Raw genomic sequence first — 23,839 nt, forward strand, 5'->3', positions numbered from 1 at the left:
CGGGCAGGTGAAGGTGATCGAACAGTCGTGGGAGACTTGAGCCGCCATGACGAGCCTGCCCATCATCCAGTCCGACGCCGCCCCCGCCCGGCGCGCGGCCATGCCGCCGCGCCACCTTGCCGATCTTGATGTCGCCGGGCGCGAAGCCGCTCTGGTCGCGCTGGGTGAGCCCCGCTTCCGCGCGCGCCAGTTGTCGACCCACTACTTCGGGCGGCTGGTGCGTGATCCCGACGCGATGACCGACCTGCCGGCGGCCAGTCGGGCGAAGATCGCGGAGGATCTGCTGCCGCGGCTGTTGACGCCGGTACGCGAGATGGCCTGCGACGACGGCGCCACGCGCAAGGCGTTGTGGCGGCTGCACGACAACTCGCTGGTCGAGAGCGTGCTGATGGGCTACCCGGACCGGGTCACGGTCTGCATCTCCAGCCAGGCGGGCTGTGGCATGGCGTGCCCGTTCTGCGCCACCGGCCAGGCCGGGCTCACCCGCAACCTGTCCACCGCGGAGATCGTCGACCAGGCGGTCTATCTCGCCGGTGTGGCGGCGTCGGGTGCGGTCGCGGGATCGCCGGCGCGGCTCTCGCACGTGGTGTTCATGGGGATGGGCGAGCCGCTGGCCAACTACAACCGGGTGCTGGCCGCCGTGCGCCGGCTGACCTCGCCCGCGCCGGAAGGGCTCGGCCTCTCGCAGCGACACATCACGATCTCGACGGTCGGCCTCGTCCCGGCGATGCGCAAGCTCGCCGAGGAAGACCTCCAGGTGACTCTTGCGTTGTCGCTGCACGCGCCCGATGATGATCTGCGCGATGAACTGGTGCCGGTCAACCAACGGTGGAAGGTGGCCCAGGTGCTCGACGCCGCGTGGCACTACGCGGATCGCACGGGGCGCCGTGTTTCCGTCGAATACGCGATGATCAAGGACGTGAACGACCAGCCCTGGCGAGCCGATCTGCTCGGTCGCCTGCTGGCGGGGCGGCTCGCGCACGTCAACCTGATCCCGCTCAACCCGACTCCGGGCAGTCGGTGGGACGCGAGTGCCAAGCCGGTCGAACGCGAGTTCGTCCGGAGGCTGCGCGCGGCGGGCGTGTCGACTACCGTGCGTGACACCAGAGGTCGCGAGATTGACGGCGCGTGCGGTCAGCTCGCCGCGGCCGAGGTGACGACATGACCGCGTTCGGGGCCGCGGCCGAGCGAACTAACCAGGAGACATAGTGGCGAGCCAGGGTCAACGATTCCGCCGTCGGGCGCTGCGTCGCGGCTACAAGGTCGACGAGGTCGACGCGTTCCTCGACCGCGTCGAGGCGACCCTGGCCGGCGACCCCATCGGGGCGCCGGTCGGCGCCCAGGAGGTCCACGACGTCGTCTTCCGGGTCCGGTTCGGCGGCTATGACGAGTGGCAGGTCGACCTGCACCTCGACCGGGTCGAGCGCCAGGTCGGCGAGCTCGAGGAGCGCAACGGGCGCTTCGGCGGCCCTGACCGGATGGGCCTGCCCGACCGGATGGGTCCGCCGGATCGCATGGGCCCGCCCGACCGTCTTGGTCCGCCCGACCGCATGGGTCCGCCCGATCGTCTCGGCCCGCCCGATCGCATGGGTCCGCCCGACCGTCTTGGCCCGCCGATCCCGGCGCCGCCGGCCGGCGCGTTCGGTCCGCCGGACCGCAGCGCCGCCACGACGATGGGCGGCGGCCCGCTGCCGATGCGGCCGGTCCCGAACGACGACCCTTATGCCCGGCCCGGTCCGCCGCCGCCCTACGGCAGTGGCTTCGACGGTGGCGGCGGCTTCGACGGTGGCTTCGACGGGCCGCGCGGATACGACGGCCCTGGGGGCCCGGGCGGCCCTGGCGGGCCTGGCGGGCCCATGGGTGGTCCGTCCCGCGGGCCGAGCGCGCCCGGTATGCGCGGGTTCCCGGCCGGTGACGACGGCTACGACGGTCCGGAGCAGCCGGGTCGGCGCGGCCGGATGGACATGACCGCGGAGATCCGCATGCCCGAGCGGGGCGACGTGGGTCGCGGCGGTCCGGGGCAACCCGGCGGTGGTCCCGGCATGGGTGGCGGCCCGGGCATGGGCCCCGGGGGTCCCGGCATGGGCGGTCCTGGGCTCGCGATGGGTGGCGGCCCCGCCGGTGGCATGGGCGCGCCCGGCATGGGCGGCCCGCCGCTGATGGGCCCGCCCGGCAGCGACCTGGCCCGCGTCGACCAGATGCGACGGTCGTTCCAGGTGCGCAGGTTCGGCAGCGGCTACGACCCGTCGCAGGTCGACCGCTTCTTCGAGGACGTGCTGACCGGCATGACGGGCCGCGGCCCGGTGCCGACGACCGACGCGGACTTCGACGCGACCCAGTTCGGCCTGGTGCCGGGGGGCTACTTCGAGGCCGAGGTCGAGCAGGCCCTACTGGAGGTCCGCGACATCGTCCGGCGCCGCTGAGCTGTTCGTTGTCTCCGCCCGCCTGGCCACGCCGGGCGGGCGGATTCGTTTTCTGCGCCTGCGCCAATTTGGAGTGGTGAAGGGAGCAAGCGATCGGCGGCCGCGTCTGACTGTGGTGCGCGGGGCTGGCAGCGAAGCGGAGCGAGCGGTCCCCGGCGGGAGCGACGGTCCGGACCCCCGGCAGACCCGGGACAGCCTGGCTCTGGGTGTGACCCGGTGTCAGCCGCGCTCGGAGCGGAGGCCGACGCGGCGGAGGGCGGCGTCGCCGATGACGGCGAGGATCAGGGCCGCGGCGATGCCGTTGAGCCAGATGCGCTCGACGCCGGTGACCTCGTTGTTGCAGAACTGCATCAGCACCAGAGAGATCGCGACGACGACGGCACCGATCCGGCCGCCCTTGCGGTGGCCCGGCTTCCTCTGGTCAGGCGCGATGACCGGCTCGTGCTCTGCCACCTCGTGGCTCCTCCCTCGGCTGGGTGCGGAGATCAGTGTGGCACGCCCGTGGCGTCGAGGATCGGGCACCCCGGCTCGTCGGGTAGCGTTTTCGCCGTACGACCGACGACGCTTTTGATCTTCTTGGGGGTTTGCTGCCGTGCGAGTGACCGGGACGGGACACGCCAGCATGCGGATCGACACCCCGGCGGGGAGCATCCTCTGTGACCCCTGGGTCAACCCCGCGTACTTCGCGTCGTGGTTCCCCTTTCCCGACAACTCGCTGCTCGACTGGGAGACGCTCGGGCAGGTCGACTATCTCTACCTGAGCCACCTGCACCGCGACCACTTCGACGCGGCGCACCTCAAGCGCTTCATCTCGAAGGACGCGCGGGTGCTGCTGCCGGAGTACCCGACCAGCGAGCTCGAGGACGAGCTGCGCGAGCTGGGCTTCAAGCACTTCATCAAGACGGTGACCGAAGAGGTCGTCGAGCTCGACGGCGGCTTGAAGGTCATGATCCAGGCCTTGACGTCGCCGACGGACGGGCCGATCGGTGACTCGTCGCTGTGGGTGGAGTACGACGGCGTGCGGCTGCTCAACCAGAACGACGCGCGCCCGACCGACCTGTCGCTGTTCGCCTCGCTCGGTCACGTGCACGCGCACATGCTGCAGTTCTCGGGCGCCATCTGGTACCCGATGGTCTACGAGCTGCCGCAGGCCGCCAAGACCGCGTTCGGCAAGCAGAAGCGCGACCGGCAGTTCGACCGGACGTGGCGTTACATCGACGACCTGAAGGCGTCGCACGTCTTCCCGATCGCCGGGCCGCCCTGCTTCCTCGACGACGAGCTGTGGCAGTTCAACGACATCTTCGGCGACGAGGGCAACATCTTCCCGGACCAGTCGGTCTTCATGAAGGAGTACGCCAAGGTCGGCGGCACCAACGGTGTCGTCCTCCTGCCCGGCAGCGTCTCGGAGATCACGACGACGTCCATCGAGACGACCCACCCGACCGACGTCGACGAGTTCTTCGCCAACAAAGCCGCGCACCTCGAGGAGATGCGTGAGCGCAAGCGGCCGATCATCGCGGCCGAGAAGGCGTCGTGGCGGCACCCCGAGATCGACGTCCTCAAGGAGATGAAGCGGCGGATCGAGCCGCTCCTCGAGGAGTCGATCTATCTGGCCAAGGGCGTCGGGGGTCCGGTCCGGTTCGACCTGGTCGGCTACGACGGTGACTCGGTCGAGTCGATCGTCGTGGACTTCCCGGGCAAGGAGGTCCGGCGGTACGCGGACGAGAAGGTCCGCTACCGCTTCCGCACCGAGCGCGCGCTCGTCGAGCACCTCCTTTTCATCGACGAGGTGGACTGGGTCAACTCGCTGTTCCTCTCGTGCCGCTTCTCGGCGGCCCGGATCGGGCAGTACAACGAGTTCGTCTACGCCTTCTTCAAGTGCCTGTCCGAAGAGCGCCTGCAGTACGCCGAGGGCTGGTATGACGAGCACGAGCGCACCACCGACGCCGAGGACATCACCCTCGGCGACTGGGTCGTGCAGCGGCGCTGCCCGCACCTGAAGGCCGACCTCACCCGCTTCGGCATCGTCGACGGCGACCAGCTGACCTGCCAGCTGCACGGGTGGCGGTTCGACCTGCCGAGCGGGCGGTGCCTGACCGGCGTCGGCCACCAGATCCGGGCCCGCCGCGTCGGCGAGCCGGCGGCCACCGCTGCCGAGGGGGAGACCCCGGAGGCGGCCACCGCGCAGGCTTAGCCGCGGGCGGCGCCTGTCCGCTGGGCGGCGCCGGGGGCGCCCGTCCGCTGGGCGGGCGCGTCAGCGTAGTAGGAAGGCGAGCTCCGTCTCCCACTTGTCGATCGGCACCTCGGCCGGGTGGGTGTGGTAGATCTCCAGCCGGCACCGCCACACGTCGCCGGCGGGGGAGTCGTGCTGGTCGAACTCGAGGTCGCGTTCGTGGGCCCAGCTCAACAGGTCGGCGGTCACCTGGAGCAGCTCGTCGGGATGGCCGACGTGGGTGACCGTCGCATAGCGGCCCGCGGGTAGGACGTCGGAGAAGATCTCGCCGCTGCCCCCGACCGGCATGTTGACCGGGACGCCGGCCTCGATCTCCAGCTCGCGATCCATGTCGATCACGTTGTATTTGAGGAACGGCGCGCCGGCCGGGGCGAGGCCCCGTTGACGTAGGAAGGCCAGCACCTCCGGGATGCGGTCGGCGATGTCGGCGATGGAGCTCATCGTCACCGTGCGCTTGATGGCGACGTAGTCCTGCGCCGGACGGTCGGTCACGCTGGCCTCGATGGTCACGGCCGGTCCTCCTCGGTGGCTCGTTGCGACGCGACCATTATGGGTGCGGCCACCGACAGAAACCGGCCGGCTCAGTCGGGTGGGCCGTGTCCGGTGAACTGATCCACGTACGCGTGCAGCTCCATCTCGAAAAACGCTCCCGGGTCGGACACCGCCCAGCGCAGGTGGTGAAAGACCTCCATCGACACCAGCCCGTAGAGCCGTGACCACCCGCTGAGGAACGCCCAGGCGACCTCGATCGGCACCTCTTCGCCGTGGCTCGCGCGCAGCGGCTCGAGATGGGCGGCGAGGCGCTCCTCCATCAGCGACCGCGGCGGGGTCGGATAGCGCTCGCGCAGCCAGAGCGCGTTGATCGTCTCCATGAACGGCCGGCCGAACTCGACGCCGGGGTGGTTCTCCTCGTCGAAGCTCTCCTGGAAGGCCTGGATGCCGGGCAACGGACTGCCGAGGATGAGGCCGAACTCGGCCGGGTGCGCGACCGACCAGCCGCGAAAGGCGTGGGCCATGGCCTTGATCTGCGCCACCGGGTCGTCGCCGGCGTCCTGCTTGGCCGCGATCACCACCTCGGACAGCTCGACATAGAGATCGCCGGCCAGTGCCTCGACCAGCGCGTCGAGGCTGTCGAAGTAACGGTAGATCGCGGGCGCCGTCATCCCCATCTCGCGGGCGATGGCGCGCAGGGAGATCGCCTCGGGGCCGCCCATGACCAGCAGGCGGCGGGCCTCGTCCTTGATTTCGGAGAGGGTCGAGGTGCGAAGGCGCTCACGCCGGGTCGGCGCGCTCAATCAGCGAACTCCCTTGACTCACGAGAACGCCGTTGCCATAGTTAACGGCGTTCATCTTCCTAACGCTGTTCGTAGTTTTGCACAGATCTCTGGGGGGATCCATGTTCGCGTGGTGGGGGCGGGCGGTGGTCCGGTTCCGCTGGGGGGTGCTGGCTGCGGCCGCGGTGCTGGTCCTGGTCGGCGCGGCCTGGGGCTCGGGCGTCTTCGGCTCGCTGACGGGCGGTGGTTTCGAGGACCCCAACGCCGAGTCGACGCAGTTCCGCGAGCGCACCATCGCCGAGCTCGGCAACCAGGACGTCGACGTGCTGGTGCTCTATTCCAGCCCGACCGTGGTCGTCGACGATCCGAGCTTCCGTGACCCGGTCACCGCGACCCTGACGAAGGTCCGCGCGCTGCCCGAGGTCGCGAGCGTGACCAGCTTCTACGACACGCAGTCACCGGCGCTGGTCTCCGGCGACCGGCGCTCCACCTACGCGATGGTGCAGCTGCGGGCGACAGACCCGGACGGCAAGACCACGGCGTACGAGGCGATCGAGCCGGAGTTGGCCGCTGCCGGCATCACCACGCGGACCGGTGGCACCATCCCGTTCCTCCACGAGGCCAACAAACAGACCAGCGAAGACCTGGCGCGCGCGGAGATGTTCTCGCTCCCGGTGCTGCTCGTCCTGCTGATCCTCATCTTCGGTGGCCTCGCCGCCGCCGCGACGCCGTTGATGATCGGCGGCATCGCGATCCTCGGCTCGCTCGTCGTCGTGCGGCTGATCAACATGATCACCGACGTGTCCGTCTTCGCGATCAACATCATCACGTTGATCGGGCTGGGCATGGCGGTCGACTATGCGCTGTTCATCGTGAGCCGGTTCCGCGAGGAGCTGGCCGCGGGCCACGAGCCGCCAGCCGCGATCGCGCGCACCATGGCCACCGCTGGTCGCACGGTCCTCGTCTCCGGCCTGACCATCGCCCTGGCCCTGGCCAGCTTGCTGATCTTCCCGCAGTCGTTCCTGCGCTCGATGGGCTTCGGCGGCCTGGCCGCCGTGCTGGTCGCGATGCTGGCCGCGCTCACCGCGCTGCCGGCCCTGCTCGCGGTGCTCGGGCACCGGATCAACGCGCTGCGCATCCCGTTGCCCTGGCGCCGCGGTGGCGAGCGCGCCAGCGGCGACGGCGCGTGGGCACGGATCGCGCGGAGCGTGATGCGCCGACCGATCGTCTACGCGGCGGGCGTCATCGTCGTGCTCGCGGTGCTGGCCTCGCCGGTGCTGCGGATCGGGTTCGGCGGCTTCGACGAGCGCGTGCTTCCGCCCGGCGCCGAGCCACGCGTGGTGTCCGACGCGATCAGCGCCGACTTCGCCGGGGGCACGGTCGGGCCGATCGAGGTGCTCGTGTCCGGCGGCGGCGAGGCCGAGGCGCAGCGGCTGGCGTCGACCATCGGCACGCTGCCCGACGTCACCGGGGTCCAGCCGTCGGCCGAGGCCGGCGGGTCGACGCTGCTCAACGTCACCTACGAGGGCGAGTCGACCGGCGACGCGGCGCAGGGCGTCGTCCGGGCGATCCGCGACCTGCCGGAGCCTGCGGGCGTCGACATCCTGGTCGGCGGGCGCACGGCCGCCGACCTTGACCTGATCGACAGCCTGGTCGCGCATCTGCCGTGGATGGCCCTGATCATGGCGTCCGCGACGCTGATCCTGCTCTTCCTGGCGTTCGGTTCGATCGTGCTGCCGATCAAGGCGGTCCTGATGAACCTCGTCTCCATCGGCGCCTCGTTCGGCGTGGTCGTCTGGATCTTCCAGGACGGGCACTTCGCCGACTTCCTCGGCTTCACCCCGACCGGCTTCATCGAACCCAGCAATCCGATCCTGATGCTGGCCGTCCTGTTCGGCCTGGCGACTGACTACGAGGTGTTCCTGCTGTCCCGGGTACGCGAGGAGTGGGACCGCACCGGCGACAACACGGCATCGGTCGCGACCGGCCTGCAACACACGGGCCGCATCATCACCGCCGCGGCGCTGCTGCTGATCGTGGTGGTGGCCGGCTTCGCCAGCGGCGGGATCGCCTTCATCAAGCTGATCGGCATCGGCATGATCGTCGCGATCATCGTCGACGCCACCCTCGTGCGGCTCCTGCTGGTGCCGGCGACCATGCGACTACTCGGGCGCTGGAACTGGTGGGCGCCTGGTCCGTTGGGCGCGATCTACCGCCGTTTCGGCATCCGCGAGCTGGAGCCACACCCTGGGGCCCCGGCCAAGGAGGAAGCGCTGGCCGGGACGAGCGGCCCGAGCTGAAGCCGCTTCCGGCGGCGGTCAGGTCGCGGGGTTGGGTTGCGCGGTGGCGCGGCGCTTGGCGAGGGCCTCGTTGAGCGCCAACGTTCCCGAATAGCCGGCCAGGACGATGACGTGGAACAGGTAGAGCCACAGCAGGACCGCCACGATGGCGCCCACGGGGTCCAGGCCGCCGAAGGGGATGCCGAGGTCCAGCGGGAACGAGGTGAACAGGACGAAGCCGTGCAGGAAGCCGGAGAGGTTCGCGGCCGTGAACGAGCCCACCAGGCAGGTGGGGCGCCAGTCCGGGCGGCCCGGGCCGACCACGCGGAAGACCCAGATCAGCACCGGGGTGAGGACCAGCCAGACAGCGAGAAAGGAGAGGATGACGCCGAGGGCCAGCGACCAGCCGCCGCGGCGTACCAGGCCGGTGGTGTAGGGCAGCGACGCGATCGTGGCCAGGACCAGCGCGGGCGCCGGGGCCAGCAGGGGCAGCAGCAGGATGCGGCCGCGCCAGCCGATCAGGCGTTCGTCGGCCGGTCGGGCGACCGAGACGAACGCCCGTCGTAGGCCCTCGCCGTAGAACGATGCCGGCAGCAGCGACGCCAGCGCCAGCAACGGTGTCAGCGACAGGCCCGTCTCGATCAGGGCCCCGGCGGCGCGGTCGGCGCCGATCTCGGCCGGCAGGGTCTCCACCGCATAGGAGGTCAGGCGGCGTACCCGGTCCGCGCCGGCGATCAGGCCGGTGAGCCAGAGCGCGAGCAGCGACACCGGCACGATCGCGATCGCGGCGTAGAACGTGATGGCCGCGGCGTGCAGCGACAGGTCCCGGCCGCGCAGGGGCGCGAACGCGGCGCGCGCCACCCTTCGCAGCCCCTCGACCATGCCCTCACTTTCCCTGGAAAGGCGCCCGACACTCGTTAGCATCCCTGCACATGACGGTCTTCGAGACGGATCGCCTGATCGTTCGGCAGTGGACGGAGAGCGACGCCGATGTCGCTCGGGTCTTCGACATGATGTCGCGCTGGGAAGTTGCCCGGTGGCTCGGTGCCCACCCACGGACACTTGAAACCGAGACCGAGGCGCGCACCATGATGCGCCGCTGGCAGGAGCGGGCGTCGCCGGACGGCCAGCAGGGGATCTGGGCGGTCGACGTGCGCGACACCGGGGTGACGGTGGGCTCGGTGCTTGTCGTACCCCTGCCCGGTGTCGACGACAAACCCACCACGGACATCGAGGTCGGCTGGCACCTGCACCCCGACTCCTGGGGGCACGGCTACGCCACCGAAGCGGGTCGCGCCGCCATCGACCGCGCGTTCGCCGCGGGGCTGAGCGAGATCTTCGCGGTCATCCGTGCGGGCAACACGCCGTCGGTCGCCGTCGCCCGCCGCCTGGGCATGACCCCGATCGGCACACAAACGCGCTGGTACGGCGGCATCGAGCTCGACACCTACCGGCTGGCCGCCGACGACAACCGGGGACCCGCCCAGTAACGGAGCGGATCATCGCCCTACCCTGTCCGCCGTGCGCATCGTCATCGTCGCCCGGCCGGACCGCCGGAGGGCGAACACCGCCGCGCGGTACGCGATGCGCTGGCCACGGCGCGCCTGTTACGCCCTCGGCGCCGTGGCGGTGCTGCTCGGCCTGGTGCTGGCGGCCACCCGACCGGCCCCGACGCTCCTCGAGGCCGTCCTCGTCGCCGCGGGCCTGCTCCTGCTGATCTGCCCGAGCCTCATCGTCGCGGTGGTCCGCCTCAGGCACCGCAGGTCAACGGCGAGCGCCGCCGAGTACGAGATCGACGACGAGAGCCTGACCGTACGCCGGGAGAACGCCGAGCCGACGACGCTGCGCTGGGAGACGGTCGAGCGTGCCGCGATCACCCCGGACGACCTGCTGGTGGTCTGGCCGCCGGGGCGAACCTTCCTGGCGGTCCCGATCGCGCCGCTGTCCGCCGAGCACCGGGATGAGCTGCGCGACCTCCTCGAGCGGCGGGGTCTCGTGCGCCGCGCCCGGCCGGACCTGTGGACAACTTCGGAGCCCGACCCGCGATAGGGGAGAATGACCGGGTGACCCAAGCAAACCCGCGCGAGATCGTGTTGCTCGGCAGCACCGGGTCGATCGGCACGCAGGCGGTCGACATCGTGCGCCGCAACCCGGGGCGGTTCCGCGTCGTCGCGCTCGGCGCCGGCGGCGGCAACGTCGACCTGCTCGCGACCCAGGCGCTCGAGCTGGGCGTCGAGGCGGTCGGCGTGGCCAAGGCGTCCGCGGCACAGGACCTGCAGCTGGCGTTCTACGCGGAGGCGGCCAAGCGGGGCTACGCGACCGGCGACTTCCGGATCCCGAAGATCCTCGCGGGGCCGAGCGCGATGGCCGAGCTGGCCGAGTGGCCGGCCGACCTGGTGCTCAACGGCGTGGTGGGCTCGCTCGGGCTCGCGCCGACACTGGCCGCGCTGCGCGCCGGGCGTGTTCTCGCGCTCGCCAACAAGGAGTCCCTCATCGCCGGCGGCAGCCTGGTCAAGGCCGCGGTGACGCGGCCCGGGCAGCTCGTGCCGGTCGACTCCGAGCACTCGGCGCTCGCGCAGTGCCTGCGGTCCGGCGCCGAGAGCGAGGTCCGCAAGCTGGTGCTCACCGCCAGCGGCGGGCCGTTCCGCGGGCGTCGGCGCGCCGAGCTGACCGCGGTCACACCGGAGGAGGCGCTGGCCCATCCCACCTGGAACATGGGTCCGGTCGTCACGATCAACTCGGCCACCATGGTCAACAAAGCGCTCGAGGTGATCGAGGCGCACGAGCTGTTCGACATCGACTACGACCACATCCAGGTCGTCGTGCACCCGCAGTCGGTGATCCACTCCATGGTGGAGTTCGTCGACGGTTCGACGATCGCGCAGGCCAGCCCGCCCGACATGCGGCTGCCGATCTCGCTTGGGCTCGGCTGGCCCGACCGGGTCGCCGACGCGGCCCGGCCGGTCGACTGGACCACCGCCCACACGTGGACCTTCGAGCCGCTCGACGACGGCGCGTTCCCCGCGGTCGAGCTGGCCAAGGCGGCCGGGCGCGCGGGGCGCTGCCGGCCGGCGATCTACAACGCGGCCAACGAGGAATGTGTGGCGGCGTTCACGGCGGGCCGGTTGCCGTTCCTCGGCATAGTGGACACCGTGGCCCAAGTCCTCGCAGCAGCACCCGATTTCGGCGAACCAGGTACCGTCGATGACGTGCTCGCCGCGGAGACGTGGGCCCGGGGGCAGGCGCGTGAGCTGATCGGGTCGGCGGTGAGGGGAGCTTGATGCTGTTTCTGATCGGGGTGGTGGCCTTCGCCCTTGGCATCCTGATATCGGTCAGCCTGCACGAAGCCGGCCACATGGTCACCGCCAAGGCCTTCGGCATGAAGGTCACGAAATACTTCGTCGGCTTCGGCCCGACCATCTGGTCTTTCAAGCGCGGTGAGACCGAATACGGCCTCAAGGGCATCCCCCTCGGCGGCTTCTGCAAGATCGTCGGCATGACGCCGCAGGACGACGACGTCGACCCGGCCGACCAGCCGCGGGTGATGTGGAAATACCCGGTCTGGAAGCGCACGATCGTGATGGGCGCCGGCTCGGTCACCCACTTCCTCCTGGCGATCGTGGCGCTCTGGCTGGCCGCGATCTTCATGGGCCTGCCGAACCCCGCGATCGAGAAGCCCCAACCGGCGTACGTCAAGATCACTGATTGTGTGATCGTCGGCGCGACCGTCAACCGCGACTGCGTGCCGGGCGACCCGGCGAGCCCCGCGAAGCAGGCCGGTCTCCGCGACGACGACAAGATCACCGCGGTCAACGGCGTGCCGGTGGCGACCTACGCCGACCTGGTCAACGAGATCCGCAAGCTCCCGCCCAACAGCCAGGCGACGGTCAACTACCAGCGCGACGGCGCCGACCAGCAGGTCAACGTCAACCTCGCCTCGGTGCAGCGGCCGCCGGTCGGCGACCCCGACGGCCCGGTGACGGCGGTCAGCGCGCTCGGTGTCGCGGGTCCCAACCTGCCGCCCGGCATGCCGACGATGGTCAAATACAACCCGGTCGAGGCGTTCCCGGCGACCGCCGACTACACGGGTCAGCTCGCGGTCGGCACCGTCCAGTCGCTGCAGCGGCTGCCGCAGAAGATCCCCGCCCTGTGGGACGCCGTCACGGGCGAGCCGCGTGACGCCGACACCCCGATCAGCGTCGTCGGCGCCAGCCGGCTCGGCGGTGAGGCCGCGCAACACGGTCTGTGGGAGATTTTTGTCCTGCTGTTCGTCTCGTTGAACTTCTTCATTGGGGTTTTCAACCTCTTGCCGCTGCTACCCCTTGACGGTGGCCACATCGCGATCGCGTGGTTCGAGCGGGCGCGGTCGTGGGTGTTCGCGCGGCTCGGCAAGCCCGACCCAGGGCGCGTCGACTACTTCAAACTGATGCCCGTTACGTACGCGGTTATCCTGATAGGTGGGGCTTTCACCCTGCTGACGATCACCGCCGACATCATCAACCCGATCACGCTCTTCTAGATCTCCGCACAACCGTTCCGAGGTGAGTGTTCCTGTGACCGCAGTCAGTCTCGGTATGCCGGCTGTCCCGCCCCCGCCGCTGGCGCCCCGCCGGCAGAGCCGCCAGATCCAGGTGGGCTCCGTGCCGGTCGGTGGCGGCGCCCCGGTGTCGGTGCAGTCGATGACCACGACGCTGACCGCCGACGTCAACGCGACGCTGCAGCAGATCGCCGAGCTGACGGCCTCGGGCTGCCAGATCGTGCGGGTGGCCGTGCCGTCGCAGGACGACGTCGAGGCGTTGCCCGCGATCGCCAAGAAGTCGCAGATCCCGGTGATCGCCGACATCCACTTCCAGCCGCGCTACGTGTTCGCCGCGATCGATGCCGGCTGCGCCGCGGTGCGGGTCAACCCGGGCAACATCCGGCAGTTCGACGACAAGGTCAAGGAGATCGCGGCCGCCGCGTCGGACGCGGGTGTCCCTATCCGGATCGGCGTCAACGCCGGATCGCTCGACAAGCGGCTGCTCCAGAAATACGGCAAGGCCACGGCGGAGGCGCTGGTCGAGTCGGCGCTGTGGGAATGCTCGCTGTTCGAGGAGCACGGCTTCCGCGACATCAAGATCTCGGTGAAGCACAACGACCCGGTCGTGATGATCCGCGCCTACCGGCAGCTGGCCGAGCAGTGCGACTACCCGCTGCACCTCGGCGTGACCGAGGCCGGCCCGGCCTTCCAGGGCACGATCAAGTCGGCGGTCGCCTTCGGCGCGCTGCTGGCCGAGGGCATCGGCGACACCATCCGCGTGTCCCTGTCGGCCCCGCCGGTCGAAGAGGTCAAGGTCGGCCAGCAGATCCTCGAGTCCCTCGGCCTGCGCGAACGCGGTCTGGAGATCGTCTCGTGCCCGTCCTGCGGGCGGGCCCAGGTCGACGTCTACAAGCTGGCCGAAGAGGTCACCGCCGGGCTCGAGGGCCTGCCGGTGCCGCTGCGGGTCGCGGTCATGGGCTGCGTCGTCAACGGCCCGGGCGAGGCCCGCGAGGCCGACCTCGGCGTGGCGTCCGGCAACGGCAAGGGCCAGATCTTCGTCAAGGGCCAGGTCATCAAGACCGTGCCCGAGGCGCAGATCGTCGAGACCCTGATCGGCGAGGCCGTCCGCCTCGCCGATGAGATGGGCGCCGACCTCCCGGAAGAACTCCGCGACCTCGCCGTCGGCCCGACGGTCACCGTCCACTAGCGGCAGTCGCACCGAAGACAGCAAGCGGCTCCCCGAACCAGGCGTTCGGGGAGCCGCTTCGTTTTCGCGGCCCGCGGACCTCGCGGCTGGCGGGTGCGGGAAGGCCTGCGGACCTCGCGGCTGGCGGGCGCGGGAAGGCCTGCGGACCTCGCGGCCCGCGGACCTCGTACCTTGCGGCCGGCGGGCGCGGGGAGGCCTGCGGACCTCGCGGCCCGTGGACTTCGCGGCCGGCGGGCGCGGGGAGGCCTGCGGACCTTGAGGCCCGTGGACCTCGCGGCCCGTGGACCTCGCGGCCCGTGGACGCGGGAAGCCTGCGGACCTCGGGCCGGCGGACGCGGGAAGGCCCGCGGGCCTGAGGCCCGTGGACCTCGCGGCCCGCGGACCTCGCGGCCAGCGGACGCGGAAAGGCCCACGGACCTGAGGTCCGTGGGCCTTCGCGATCAGGAGCGGATGGCGCCCCACGAACCCCGTGGTCTCGTGGAGCTCCCCGCGTGCGGGGTCACCGGGTCTCGGGCTCTTCGGCGAGGATCGCGTAGAGCTTGCGCCGGGCCTCGTCGAGCACCTCGGCGGCGCGGGTGCGCTGGTCGTCGGTGCCGTTGCGGAGCACCTGGCGCAGGGCGTTCATGGTCCCCATCGCGGCCTCGCGGATGTCCTGCCAGCTGTTGACCGCGCCGGCGGCCTCGAAGGCGCTCCAGGGCGCCTGTTCCGCCGCGGCGGTGGCCTCGGCCTGGCCCGCCTCGGTCAGGGCGAAGCTCTTGCGGCCGCCCTCGGTGGTGCTGACGATCAAGCCCTCGTCCTCGAGCAGCTGCAGCGTCGGGTAGACCGAGCCGGGGCTGGGCCGCCACATGCCGCCCGTGCGCTGCTCGAGCTCCTGGATCATTTCGTAGCCGTGCATCGGCCGCTCGGTGAGCAGCGCCAGCAGGGCCGCGCGGACGTTGGGGCGTCGGCCGCCGCGGCCGCGTCCGCGGCCGCCGGGACCGCCGCCGGGGCCACCGAAGCCGCCGCCGAAGCCACCCCAGCCGAAGCCGCCGAAGTCGCCTCCGGGGAAGCCGTGTCCGCGCATCCGGGCGTCATGGCCATGGTGATGGCCACGATGAAGATTTTCTCGTTGGAACCTCATGGGTCCTCCTCCGATCTGTTGTCGATACGTTGACGATATATCGGCAATGCATCGCCGACAACACGTGGTGACCCAGCTCACATATCAACAGCGGCGAACGGGAGCGCCGAACCGGGGGAAGCCGTTAGCACGGTGATCTGGCACGCTTGAGAGCGTGTTGATGGTGCCCGTCCGGCAACTCGGCGAGACCGAGCGAAGCGCGGTCGAGCGCCTGCTGGACACCGACCCCTACGGCGCCGCCCAGGTCGCCGAGCGCGTCGCCGCGCGCGGGCTCGCCTGGTGGCGGGCCGACGGCCGGGTCTTCGGCTACGGGTCGCGCCGCCACGTCGAAGCGCTCTGCTGGCTCGGCGGCCACCTCACGCCCGTGCATGCCGGTCCGCCGGCCGTCGCCGCGTTCGCCGAGCGCCTGGCCGCCGAGGACCGCACCTGCTCGTCGATCGTCGGTCGGGCCGACGCCGTGCTCGGCCTCTGGGAGCGGCTCGCCGTCCACTGGGGGCCGGCCCGCGAGGTCCGGCCACACCAACCCCTGCTGATGGCCGACGCCGTGCCCGACGTGGCCGTCGACCGCTCGGTCTGCGTCGTTCGCACCGACGAGATCGACGCGCTGTTCCCCGCCGCCGTCGCCATGTACGCCGAGGAGGTCGGCGTCTCGCCCCTGCTCGACGACGGCGGCGTCGGCTACCGGCGGCGCGTGGCCGACCTGGTCCGGGCCCGCCGCGCGTACGCCCGGATCGTCGACGGCGAGGTGGTCTTCAAGGCCGAGCTCGCGGTCGTCACCCGGCACACCGCGCAGGTCCAGGGTGTCTGGGTCGCGCCCGACTGGCGCGGCAAGGGCCTCGCGGCGCCGGCGCTGGCCGCGGTGGTGCGCGACGCGCTGCGCCGGGTCGCGCCGACGGTCAGCCTCTACGTCAACGACTTCAACGAGCCGGCCCGCCGGGCGTACGCCCGATGTGGTTTCCGGCCCGTCGGCGAGTTCGCCACCGTGCTCTTCTGACGCCGCGACGAGCGTCCCAGAATCCGAGATAGTTCGGCTAATGCCCGAATGCCGGAATCAGCCCAGCCCATACCCTGAGTGACGAAGAAACCACCCAAAGTCACTGGAGGCCCGGCGTGGGCAGGATCGAGAAGAAGATCTCCGAGGGTACGACGAAGTACTACTGGTACCCCGGCGACAAGCGCGAGTGGAAACGCGCCGCCGTCGCCATGGGCATCGGCCTCGGCGTCTTCGTCGTGCTGTTCATGCTCACCCGTGACCTGCTGCCCGCCGTCGTCGGCGGCACGTCCGTCACCGCCGCCGTCACCGGCCTCAACTTCGGCCGCCGGGACGCCCGCGCCCTCACCAGCTTCCCCGGGCTCACCGGCCGGGCCGCGCGGCTCGCTGCTGTCGCGTCCACGGGACGGGCCGCCTGGCGCGGTCTCGTGCACGGGTTCGGCGGCGCCGCGGCGGCCGTGCTGATCCTCAACCTCCCGCACCGCGGCGTCATCGCCGACTGGATCCTCCCGGTGGTGCCCGCGGTGGTCGGCGCGCTCGCGCACCAGGCCGGCATGCTTCTGGAACAGCTACCGGCGGCGACGCCGGCCACGCCCGTCCCGGCCGCCGACGGAGCAAAATAGGGGGTACGACGCGTCGCCCCGCACCGCCGCATCGATTCAGTATGCTCGGGCGCGACCATGAGCCCCAGCGACATCGAACGAAGGCGGACGATGGAACAGTCGAGGGCGCTACCGACGGAGGTCGATCTCAGCCGGCCGAGCGCCGCCCGGGTCTACGACTACTTCCTGGGCGGAGCGCACAACTTCGAGATCGACCGACAACTCGCCGAGCAGATCGCGGCGCTGACCCCCAACCTGGCCGAGACCATGCGCGCCGGCCGGTCCTTCCTGCGCCGCGCGGTGGCCGAGCTGACCCGGGCCGGCATCGACCAGTTCCTCGACATCGGCTCCGGCATCCCGACGGTCGGCAACGTGCACGAGGTGGCGCAGGGCATCAACCCCGAGGCGCGCATCGTCTACGTCGACATCGACCCGGTCGCCGTTGCGCACAGCAGGTCCATTTTGGAGGACAACCCGCGCACCGCGGTCATCCAGGCCGACGTGCGCGATCCCGAGCACATCATCGCCGAGGCGCGGGCGACCGGCCTGCTCGACTTCGCCAGGCCGATCGGCGTGCTGCTGGCGGGCGTCGTCCACTTCGTACCCGACAGCGACGACCCCGACCGCCTGATGGCCGTGCTGCGCGACGCGGTGGCGCCGGGCAGCTACCTCGTCATCTCCCACTCGACGTTCGAGGACCAGCCGCAGGAGATGCTCGACGCGCAGAAGCTGTCGGCGCGCACCGCGACCGAGATCACGCTGCGGTCCAAGGCCCAGGTGGCCGCCTACTTCGGCGATTTCGCGCTCCTCGAGCCCGGCATCGTCCACATGCCACTGTGGCGGCCGGACTCGCCGGACGACGTCGACGACCACCCCGAGCGGTTTGGCGCCTTCGGCGGAGTGGGCCGAAAGCCCGCCGACCCCGCCGGCCGAAAGCCCGCCGCAGGCTGATTTCATGGCCCTCTCCGCACCGGAGATCAGCAGCTCGGGCGCGCAGCGCTACGCCGGGCGGTGGGCACGCGCCATTGCCCGGCGGGCGTTCGTACCCATGTCGTCCGAAGAGGTCGAAAAGCTGTTGGCCGGGCACGCGGTCCGGCTCGCCGAGGTGTTGCGGGCCGACGAGTTCACGGCCGAGCCGGGGCGCGAGGTGGGCCGGGCGCTGGTCGCGGTCAACCTCAGCGAGCCGGAGACGCTCGGCTGGTCGTTGCGGGCGCTGGCCGACCACCTGGTCGACGACGTGGTGCCCGGGCTCGACCGGCCCGACCTGACCGCGCGCGTCACGCAACTGCAGGCGGCACTGGCGGAGGGCTTCGCCTGGGCGCTGCGCGACCGCACGTTCGCCCAGCAGGAACGGATCAGCCGGTCCGCCTGGGAGGCGCGCAACGAGGCCGAGCAGGCGTTGCGCGACAGCGAGGCCCGGTTCCGCGCGGTGTTCAGCGGCGCCGCGATCGGCATCGGCATCGCCGACCTGTCGGGCGCCATCGTCGACGTCAACCAGTCGTTCGCCGACATGCTGGGCTACTCGCGCGACGAGCTGCGCGAGATCAACGTAAGCCGCCTGTTCCATGCCGACGACGGTCCCGAGATGTGGCGGCTCTACGAGGAGCTGATCGAGGGCAAGCGCGACCGCGTACGCGTCGAGAAGCGCTACTACCGCAAGGACGGCAGCCAGCTCTGGACCGACCTCGCCGTCAGCCTCGTCCGCTTCGACGACGGCCGGCCCCGCTTCACGGTGGCGATGGTCCAGGACATCACCGAGCGCTACGCATTGCAGCAGCGCCTGCGTTTCCAGGCCCTGCACGACCCGCTGACCGGCCTGCCCAACCGCACGCTCTTCTTCGAGCGCCTCGAGGCCGTGCTCCAGGACCCGGCCCACGACGGCCGCGTCGGCGTCTGCTTCCTCGACCTCGACGGCTTCAAGGCCGTCAACGACACGCTCGGCCACGACGTCGGCGACAAGCTGCTCGTCGTCGTCGCGGGGCGGCTCGCCGAGGCGGTCGCCGGCGCCGGCCACCTGGTCGCCCGGATGGGCGGCGACGAGTTCGTCATCCTGGTCGCCGACGTCGACGAGGACGGCGCCGCGGTCGAGGTGGCGGAGTCGGCCCTGCGCGCCGTCGCCGAGCCCGTCCACATCGGAGCGCACCAGCTCGCGGTTTCGGCCAGTGTCGGAATCGTGGACCGGTTCGCCGCCGACGGCGCCGCCACCGATCTGATGAAGGCCGCCGACACCACGCTCTACTGGGCCAAGGCCGAGGGTGGGCGCGGCCGGTGGGCCCGCTACGACCCCGAGCGCGCGGCCCGCGAGGCGACCAGCACCGCCCTGGCCGCGGCGCTGCCGGCGGCGCTCGCCCGCGACGAGTTCGTCGTGGAATACCAGCCGATCGTCTCGCTCGACAGCGGCGAGATCCGGGCCGTCGAGGCGTTGATCCGGTGGCAGCACCCGACGCTCGGGCTGCTCTCGCCAGACCAGTTCATCGGGCTCGCCGAGGAGACGGGCCTGATCGTGCGGCTCGGCCAGTGGGTCCTGGAGCGCTCCTGCGTCGAGGCCGGCCGGTGGCACAAGGAGTTCCCCCGCGCCCGGCTGATGGTCAGCGTCAACCTGTCGGCCCGGCAGGTCAGCGATCCGGAGATCGTCGACCAGGTGGCCGGGGCGTTGCGGGCCAGTGGCCTGCCGCCCGACCTGCTCCAGCTCGAGCTGACCGAGAGCGCGGTGATGGCGACCGGGGGTGAGCCGGTGCGGGCGCTGCGCCGGCTGGCCGGCACGGGCGTACGCCTCGCGATCGACGACTTCGGCACCGGCTACTCCAACCTCGCGTACCTGCGGCAGCTGCCCATCCACAGCCTCAAGCTGGCCGGGCCGTTCGTCGACGGGATGCGGGCGCAGGACCCGGCGAGCGTGGTGGCCGAGCGGATCGTCGACGCGCTGGTGCGGCTCGCGCACGCGCTCGGGCTGTCCGTCACCGCGGAGTCGGTGGAGACGGCCGAACAGGTGGAACGGTTGACCGCGCTGGGTTGTGACAGCGGGCAGGGCCGGCATTTCGGCAACCCGGTGGCGCCGTCGGCGATCGCGGCGCGGTTGCGCTCCGCGGCCCGCGAGGATTGACGTGCGGACGAGCGCGCGGGTGAGCCGCGCGCCCGTCCGCCGCCTCGCGCCGGTGCGATGAGAGAGGTGAATCGCACCGGTGCGTTCGCGCTTGCCGAGTGCGCGGAGTCGTTGGGGCCCCTCTTGACCTGAGACCAATCATGCGGTACGGCGATCGACGCGGCAACGTATTTGTCGGTGCCCACCGGCATGATGTCCCGGTGAGCCTCCTCGCCGACGTCGACTTCCGCCGCTACTGGCTCGCCCGCATGGTTTCGCTCACCGGCTCGCTGGTCACCTACGTGGCGCTCCCGGTGCTGATCTACTCGGTGACCGGCTCGAGCCTGTGGACCGCGTTCGTCGTCGTCGCCGAGGGCGTGCCCTACCTCTGCTTCGGCCTGTTCGCCGGCGCCCTGGCCGACCGCCTCGACCGCCGCCGCGTGATGGTGATCGCCGACCTGGTCAACGCGGTCGTGCTCGGCTCGATCCCGGCGGCCTGGGCGTTCGGCGTGCTGACCGCGCCACACGTGCTGGTCGTCGCGTTCCTGACCCAGATCCTGTTCGTCTTCTTCGACGCGGCCAACTTCGGCGCCCTGCCGGCGCTGGTCGGCCGTGCCCGCATCGCCGCCGCCAACTCGGCCGTCCACGGCGGCGGCACGGTCCTGGAGATCATCGTGCCCGGCCTCGCCGGTGTGCTGATCACGCTGACCGCCCCCGCGCCGCTGCTGCTCGTCGACGCGGTGTCGTTCGCGGTGTCGGCGCTGCTGGTGCGGGCGATCGCCACGCCGCTGCAGACGGGCGTGCCCGGCCCGCCGGGGGGCATGCTCCGCGACATCCGCGAAGGCGTCGTCTTCCTGAGCCGGCATTCGATCGTCCGCACACAGACCGTCATCGGCTGCCTGCAGTCGATGACGGGCGGCGCCTTCATGGGCCAGTTCGTGCCGTGGCTCGACCAGACGCTCGGCATCCGCCCGACAAACGACGCACGCCTGGGCATCATGTACGGCGTCTGGGGCGCCGGCGGCATCGTGGCCGCGGTGCTGTTCCCGCGCCTGTCGCGGCGGCTGGGCGAGCCGCGGGTGACGCTGTGGTTCCTGCCGCTCTCGGCGCTGGCCGGCCTGGCCTGCGGCCTGGCCACCAACTGGGTGGTCGCGGCGGCCATGCTGGGTCTGTGGGCCATCGTCTACTCGATGGTGGTGCTGACCGCGATCACGCTGCGGCAGCGGGTCACGCCCGACCGACTACAGAGCCGGGTCAACACCGCCGGCCGCATGATCTCGTTCGGCGTCGGCTGGCCGGTGGGCGCGCTGCTTGGCGGTCTGGTCTCGGAGGCGACCGATCCCCGGACGGCCATCATCTGGACGGCGGCCATGACGGGGATCGGGGTGGTGTTCGCGTGGCTGTCACCGCTGCGGCGGCTGGCCGGCGAGCCGATCCCGGACGCCGACGAGACGCCGACGCCCGCGCAGCGGGAGCCGGTGCCGGCGCCCGACCGCATCGAGGCGTAGGAACCGGAACGCCGGCCGAACGGTGCCGAGCCACACCCAGCGGCACTGCGGCGATTCGACGTGCGAGCGGCTTCGGCTGCCCTGAGGGCAGGCCCGCCGCAGGCGGGGACGGGCGCCGGCCCAGCCTGCGGCGGCTCCGGCGGTGTGTCGCCGGGCCGAACGCGGCTAGCCGCGGATGCGGCGGTTCTCCGGGTCGTACAACGGTTCCCTCACCACGGTGGCGTCCTGCCACCCGCCGAACATCCCTACCTCCACCCGCTCGCCAGGCTCCACAGTAGACGGAAGGTAGGCGTAGGCGATCGACGCCTCAACGCGGTAGCCGTAGCCGCCGGAGGTGACCCGGCCGACCGGTTCCCCCGCCACCCGGACCGGTTCCGTGCCCAGGCAGACGGCCGTCGGGTCGTCGAGGACCAGGCAGCGCAGGCGGCGCGTCGGGGACGCGCCCCGTAACGCGGCGCTGCCCAGGAAGTCCTTGTCGGTCCGGACCGCGAACGACAGCCCGGCCTCGTTCGGCGTGGTCTCGGGCGTGATGTCCGAGCCCCACACCCGGTAGCCCTTCTCCAGCCGCATCGACTCGATGGCCCGGTAGCCCGCCGGGCGCAGGCCGTGTGGCGCGCCCGCGTCGACCATCAGGTCCCAGAGCGTCAGGACGTACTCCGTCGGCGCGTAGAACTCCCAGCCGAACTCACCCACGAAGGTCACCCGTTGGGCCAGCACCGGCACCGGGCCCAGCGTGACCCGGCTCGCCCGCATGAAGCGGGTGTCGAGCGAGCCGTCGACCAGCGGCGCCACGATCTCGCGGGCGGCCGGACCCCACAGGCACAGGCAGCCGTACGCACCGGTCACGTCGTCTACCACCACGTCCGCGGGGGCGTGGCGGCGCAGCCAGGCGGCGTCGCGTACCCCCGAAGCCGTGCTGGTCACGACGCGGAAGTGGTCCGGCCCCAGGCGGGTCACGGTCAGGTCGGCCTCGATGCCGCCGCGGGCGTTCAGCAGCTGCGTGTAGGTCACCGCGCCCACCGGACGGGAGACGTCGTTGGCGCACATCCACTGGAGAAAGGCGGCCGCGCCAGGCCCGCGGACGTCCAGCTTCGCGAACGACGACTGGTCGAACAGGCCCGCCGCCGACGCGGTCGCCCGGCACTCAGCGGCGATCGCCGGCGACCACACCCGACCCGCCCAGCCGGCGGGACGCACGGCGTCGGGGTCCGACGGCCGCGCCGGGAACCAGTTCACCCGCTCCCAGCCGGCCTTCTCGCCGAGCGCGGCCTCCAGCGTCCGCGGCCAGATCGCCGAGCGGCGCAGCGGTCGCCCGGCCGTCCACTCGGTGTGCGGATAGACCACGTCGTAGTAGCGGGAGTACGCGTCGAGCGCCTTGGCCGTCGCCCAGGACCGGCTGGCCGCGTGCGGGCCGAACCGGCGGATGTCCATGGTGGACATGTCGAGTTCCGGCTGGCCGTCGACGATCCACTCCGCGATCGCCTTGCCGACACCGCCGGCGGCCGCGAGACCGTGCACGCAGAAGCCGGCCGCCACCCAGAAGCCGCGTACCGCCGTCTCGCCCAGCAGGAACTCGCCGTCGGGCGTGAACGCCTCGGCGCCGTTGACCACCCGCGCGATCGACGCCGAGCGCAACGCGGGCACCCGACGCCGGCCGGCCGCCCAGGACTCCGCGAACAGCGAAAGGTCCGGCGGGAACAGCGATCGCGGCGACGCCAGCGGTGGTCCCGACGACGGCCAGCACACCGGCGGCGTGCGGATGTACCCGCCGATCAACAGCCCGTCCGGCGGATCGCCGCCGCCACGGAAGTAGACGATGTGGTCCGGGTCGCGCACCGTCGGCAGGGCCGGCAGGTCGTCGAGGGGGAGCGGCGAGCTGACCACGTACTGGTGCTTGATCGGCACGACCGGGATCGCGACCCCCGCGAGCGCGCCGACGTGCCCGGCCGCCGCGCCGGCCGCGTTGACCACGATCTCGGTGGCGACCCGGCCGTGCGACGTCTCCACCGCGGCGACCCGGCCGCCGACCACCTCGACCCCGGTCACGGTGACCCCGGTCGCGATGGTGACGCCGAGCGAACGGGCACCCGCCGCCAGCGCGCCGGCCAGCGCGTCCGGCCGCAGGTAGCCGTCGCCGGGCAGCCAGCCGGCCGACCGCACGTCCGACACGTCCAGGAAAGGCATCCGCGTCGCCAGGGCGGCGGGGGAGAGCAATTCCATCTCCAGGCCGTACGTCGTCGCCGAGGACGCCTGGCGCAGCAGCTCCTCCTCGCGCGCGGGCGTCGTGGCCAGCCGGACGCCGCCGACGCCACGCCACCCGGGGTCCAGACCCGTGCGCTCGGCCAGCTCGGCGTAGAGCGACGACGAATACATGATCATGCGGGTCTGGCTGATCGTGGAGCGCAGCTGGCCTACGAAGCCCGCCGAATGCCAGGTGGTGCCCTCGGTCAGCTCGTGCTGCTCGAGCAGCAGCACGTCGGTCCAGCCCAGCCGGGCCAGGTGGTAGGCGATGCTGCAGCCCGCGACCCCGCCACCGACGATCACCACGCGCGCTTCGGTCCGCACCTGCGCAGTCCTACCACCAGAAAGGTCTGACCAAAT

The 23,839-nt window shown here is 71.6% G+C and carries 20 protein-coding genes; 14 read left to right on the forward strand and 6 right to left on the reverse strand.

The genetic code is table 11. From position 1 onward, the window contains the following. The first annotated feature begins 46 nt into the window (after nucleotides 1-46). Nucleotides 47-1,165 carry a 23S rRNA (adenine(2503)-C(2))-methyltransferase RlmN gene (rlmN, locus tag O7635_RS17255; protein WP_278081451.1) on the forward strand — a complete coding sequence of 373 codons (1,119 nt, stop codon included), beginning with the start codon at nucleotides 47-49 and terminating at the stop codon, nucleotides 1,163-1,165. Nucleotides 1,166-1,208: 43 nt separating this feature from the next. Continuing rightward, nucleotides 1,209-2,423 (forward strand): DivIVA domain-containing protein, encoded by a 1,215-nt coding sequence (locus tag O7635_RS17260; protein WP_278081452.1) that lies wholly within the window; start codon nucleotides 1,209-1,211, stop codon nucleotides 2,421-2,423. Nucleotides 2,424-2,642: 219 nt separating this feature from the next. On the opposite strand, the gene O7635_RS17265 is transcribed toward O7635_RS17260, so the two are convergent. After that, nucleotides 2,643-2,876, reverse strand: a complete 234-nt coding sequence (locus O7635_RS17265; protein ID WP_278081453.1) for a hypothetical protein — start codon at nucleotides 2,874-2,876, stop codon at nucleotides 2,643-2,645. Between the two features lie 139 nt (nucleotides 2,877-3,015). Here O7635_RS17265 and O7635_RS17270 point away from each other — a divergent pair, with 139 nt between their 5' ends. Continuing rightward, nucleotides 3,016-4,617, forward strand: a complete 1,602-nt coding sequence (locus O7635_RS17270) for a Rieske 2Fe-2S domain-containing protein (RefSeq protein ID WP_278081454.1) — start codon at nucleotides 3,016-3,018, stop codon at nucleotides 4,615-4,617. A 60-nt stretch (nucleotides 4,618-4,677) separates the two neighbouring features. Here the strand turns inward: O7635_RS17270 and O7635_RS17275 are convergent, their stop codons facing one another. Both O7635_RS17275 and O7635_RS17280 read right to left on the reverse strand, forming a co-directional pair. After that, nucleotides 4,678-5,166: a GyrI-like domain-containing protein gene (locus O7635_RS17275; protein WP_278081455.1), complete on the reverse strand. Its 489-nt coding sequence runs from the start codon at nucleotides 5,164-5,166 to the stop codon at nucleotides 4,678-4,680. Nucleotides 5,167-5,237: 71 nt separating this feature from the next. Beyond that, nucleotides 5,238-5,951 (reverse strand): TetR/AcrR family transcriptional regulator, encoded by a 714-nt coding sequence (locus tag O7635_RS17280; RefSeq protein WP_278081456.1) that lies wholly within the window; start codon nucleotides 5,949-5,951, stop codon nucleotides 5,238-5,240. A 101-nt stretch (nucleotides 5,952-6,052) separates the two neighbouring features. Between O7635_RS17280 and O7635_RS17285 the strand changes: the two genes are divergently transcribed. Continuing rightward, nucleotides 6,053-8,230, forward strand: a complete 2,178-nt coding sequence (locus O7635_RS17285; RefSeq protein ID WP_278081457.1) for an MMPL family transporter — start codon at nucleotides 6,053-6,055, stop codon at nucleotides 8,228-8,230. An 18-nt stretch (nucleotides 8,231-8,248) separates the two neighbouring features. Here O7635_RS17285 and O7635_RS17290 read toward each other — a convergent pair whose 3' ends face one another. Continuing rightward, a complete protein-coding gene (locus tag O7635_RS17290) occupies nucleotides 8,249-9,091 on the reverse strand; it encodes a YhjD/YihY/BrkB family envelope integrity protein (RefSeq protein WP_278081458.1) in 843 nt (280 codons plus the stop codon). Between the two features lie 50 nt (nucleotides 9,092-9,141). On the opposite strand from O7635_RS17290, the gene O7635_RS17295 reads away from it, so the two are divergent. The 5 genes from O7635_RS17295 to ispG are packed head-to-tail and all read left to right on the forward strand — an operon-like array spanning nucleotide 9,142 to nucleotide 13,935. Beyond that, nucleotides 9,142-9,699 carry a GNAT family N-acetyltransferase gene (locus tag O7635_RS17295; protein ID WP_278081459.1) on the forward strand — a complete coding sequence of 186 codons (558 nt, stop codon included), beginning with the start codon at nucleotides 9,142-9,144 and terminating at the stop codon, nucleotides 9,697-9,699. 31 nt (nucleotides 9,700-9,730) lie between these two features. After that, complete coding sequence (locus tag O7635_RS17300; protein WP_278081460.1) at nucleotides 9,731-10,258, forward strand: YcxB family protein; 528 nt, start codon at nucleotides 9,731-9,733, stop codon at nucleotides 10,256-10,258. Nucleotides 10,259-10,299: 41 nt separating this feature from the next. Beyond that, nucleotides 10,300-11,490 (forward strand): 1-deoxy-D-xylulose-5-phosphate reductoisomerase, encoded by a 1,191-nt coding sequence (gene dxr, locus O7635_RS17305; RefSeq protein WP_278085506.1) that lies wholly within the window; start codon nucleotides 10,300-10,302, stop codon nucleotides 11,488-11,490. Further along, nucleotides 11,490-12,728, forward strand: coding sequence for a site-2 protease family protein (locus O7635_RS17310; RefSeq protein WP_278081461.1), 1,239 nt, complete (start codon nucleotides 11,490-11,492; stop codon nucleotides 12,726-12,728). The genes dxr and O7635_RS17310 overlap by 1 nt, the downstream gene beginning before the upstream one ends. A 34-nt stretch (nucleotides 12,729-12,762) precedes the next feature. Beyond that, nucleotides 12,763-13,935, forward strand: coding sequence for a flavodoxin-dependent (E)-4-hydroxy-3-methylbut-2-enyl-diphosphate synthase (gene ispG, locus O7635_RS17315; RefSeq protein ID WP_278081462.1), 1,173 nt, complete (start codon nucleotides 12,763-12,765; stop codon nucleotides 13,933-13,935). A 499-nt stretch (nucleotides 13,936-14,434) separates the two neighbouring features. On the opposite strand, the gene O7635_RS17320 is transcribed toward ispG, so the two are convergent. Further along, entirely contained in the window at nucleotides 14,435-14,998 is a 564-nt protein-coding gene (locus O7635_RS17320; protein WP_278081463.1) for a PadR family transcriptional regulator, read from the reverse strand. Between the two features lie 211 nt (nucleotides 14,999-15,209). On the opposite strand from O7635_RS17320, the gene O7635_RS17325 reads away from it, so the two are divergent. The 5 genes from O7635_RS17325 to O7635_RS17345 all read left to right on the forward strand — a co-directional run bounded on the left by O7635_RS17325 (nucleotide 15,210) and on the right by O7635_RS17345 (nucleotide 21,238). Continuing rightward, nucleotides 15,210-16,049: a DUF4081 domain-containing GNAT family N-acetyltransferase gene (locus O7635_RS17325; RefSeq protein WP_278081464.1), complete on the forward strand. Its 840-nt coding sequence runs from the start codon at nucleotides 15,210-15,212 to the stop codon at nucleotides 16,047-16,049. Nucleotides 16,050-16,165: 116 nt separating this feature from the next. Continuing rightward, the gene (locus tag O7635_RS17330) at nucleotides 16,166-16,669 is read left to right on the forward strand and encodes a hypothetical protein (protein ID WP_278081465.1); all 504 of its coding nucleotides are present in this window, start codon (nucleotides 16,166-16,168) and stop codon (nucleotides 16,667-16,669) included. 90 nt (nucleotides 16,670-16,759) lie between these two features. Beyond that, a complete protein-coding gene (locus tag O7635_RS17335; protein ID WP_278081466.1) occupies nucleotides 16,760-17,599 on the forward strand; it encodes an SAM-dependent methyltransferase in 840 nt (279 codons plus the stop codon). Nucleotides 17,600-17,603: 4 nt separating this feature from the next. Next, on the forward strand, nucleotides 17,604-19,751 hold the full coding sequence (locus tag O7635_RS17340; protein WP_278081467.1) for an EAL domain-containing protein: 2,148 nt from the start codon (nucleotides 17,604-17,606) through the stop codon (nucleotides 19,749-19,751). 200 nt (nucleotides 19,752-19,951) lie between these two features. After that, the gene (locus O7635_RS17345; protein ID WP_278081468.1) at nucleotides 19,952-21,238 is read left to right on the forward strand and encodes an MFS transporter; all 1,287 of its coding nucleotides are present in this window, start codon (nucleotides 19,952-19,954) and stop codon (nucleotides 21,236-21,238) included. 165 nt (nucleotides 21,239-21,403) lie between these two features. Here O7635_RS17345 and O7635_RS17350 read toward each other — a convergent pair whose 3' ends face one another. Then, nucleotides 21,404-23,803, reverse strand: coding sequence for an FAD-dependent oxidoreductase (locus O7635_RS17350; RefSeq protein ID WP_278081469.1), 2,400 nt, complete (start codon nucleotides 23,801-23,803; stop codon nucleotides 21,404-21,406). Between the last annotated feature and the right edge of the window lie 36 nt (nucleotides 23,804-23,839).

The organism is Asanoa sp. WMMD1127, assembly GCF_029626225.1.
Taxonomy (GTDB): domain Bacteria; phylum Actinomycetota; class Actinomycetes; order Mycobacteriales; family Micromonosporaceae; genus Asanoa.

Excerpts from the sequence above, each read along its gene's own strand:
- O7635_RS17285 (WP_278081457.1), top strand. The coding sequence starts at position 6,053 with ATGTTCGCGTGGTGGGGGCGGGCGGTGGTCCGGTTCCGCTGGGGGGTG.
- O7635_RS17310 (WP_278081461.1), top strand. The coding sequence starts at position 11,490 with ATGCTGTTTCTGATCGGGGTGGTGGCCTTCGCCCTTGGCATCCTGATA.
- O7635_RS17320 (WP_278081463.1), bottom strand. The coding sequence starts at position 14,998 with ATGCGCGGACACGGCTTCCCCGGAGGCGACTTCGGCGGCTTCGGCTGG.
- O7635_RS17340 (WP_278081467.1), top strand. The coding sequence starts at position 17,604 with ATGGCCCTCTCCGCACCGGAGATCAGCAGCTCGGGCGCGCAGCGCTAC.
- O7635_RS17290 (WP_278081458.1), bottom strand. The coding sequence starts at position 9,091 with ATGGTCGAGGGGCTGCGAAGGGTGGCGCGCGCCGCGTTCGCGCCCCTG.
- O7635_RS17335 (WP_278081466.1), top strand. The coding sequence starts at position 16,760 with ATGGAACAGTCGAGGGCGCTACCGACGGAGGTCGATCTCAGCCGGCCG.
- O7635_RS17295 (WP_278081459.1), top strand. The coding sequence starts at position 9,142 with ATGACGGTCTTCGAGACGGATCGCCTGATCGTTCGGCAGTGGACGGAG.
- rlmN (WP_278081451.1), top strand. The coding sequence starts at position 47 with ATGACGAGCCTGCCCATCATCCAGTCCGACGCCGCCCCCGCCCGGCGC.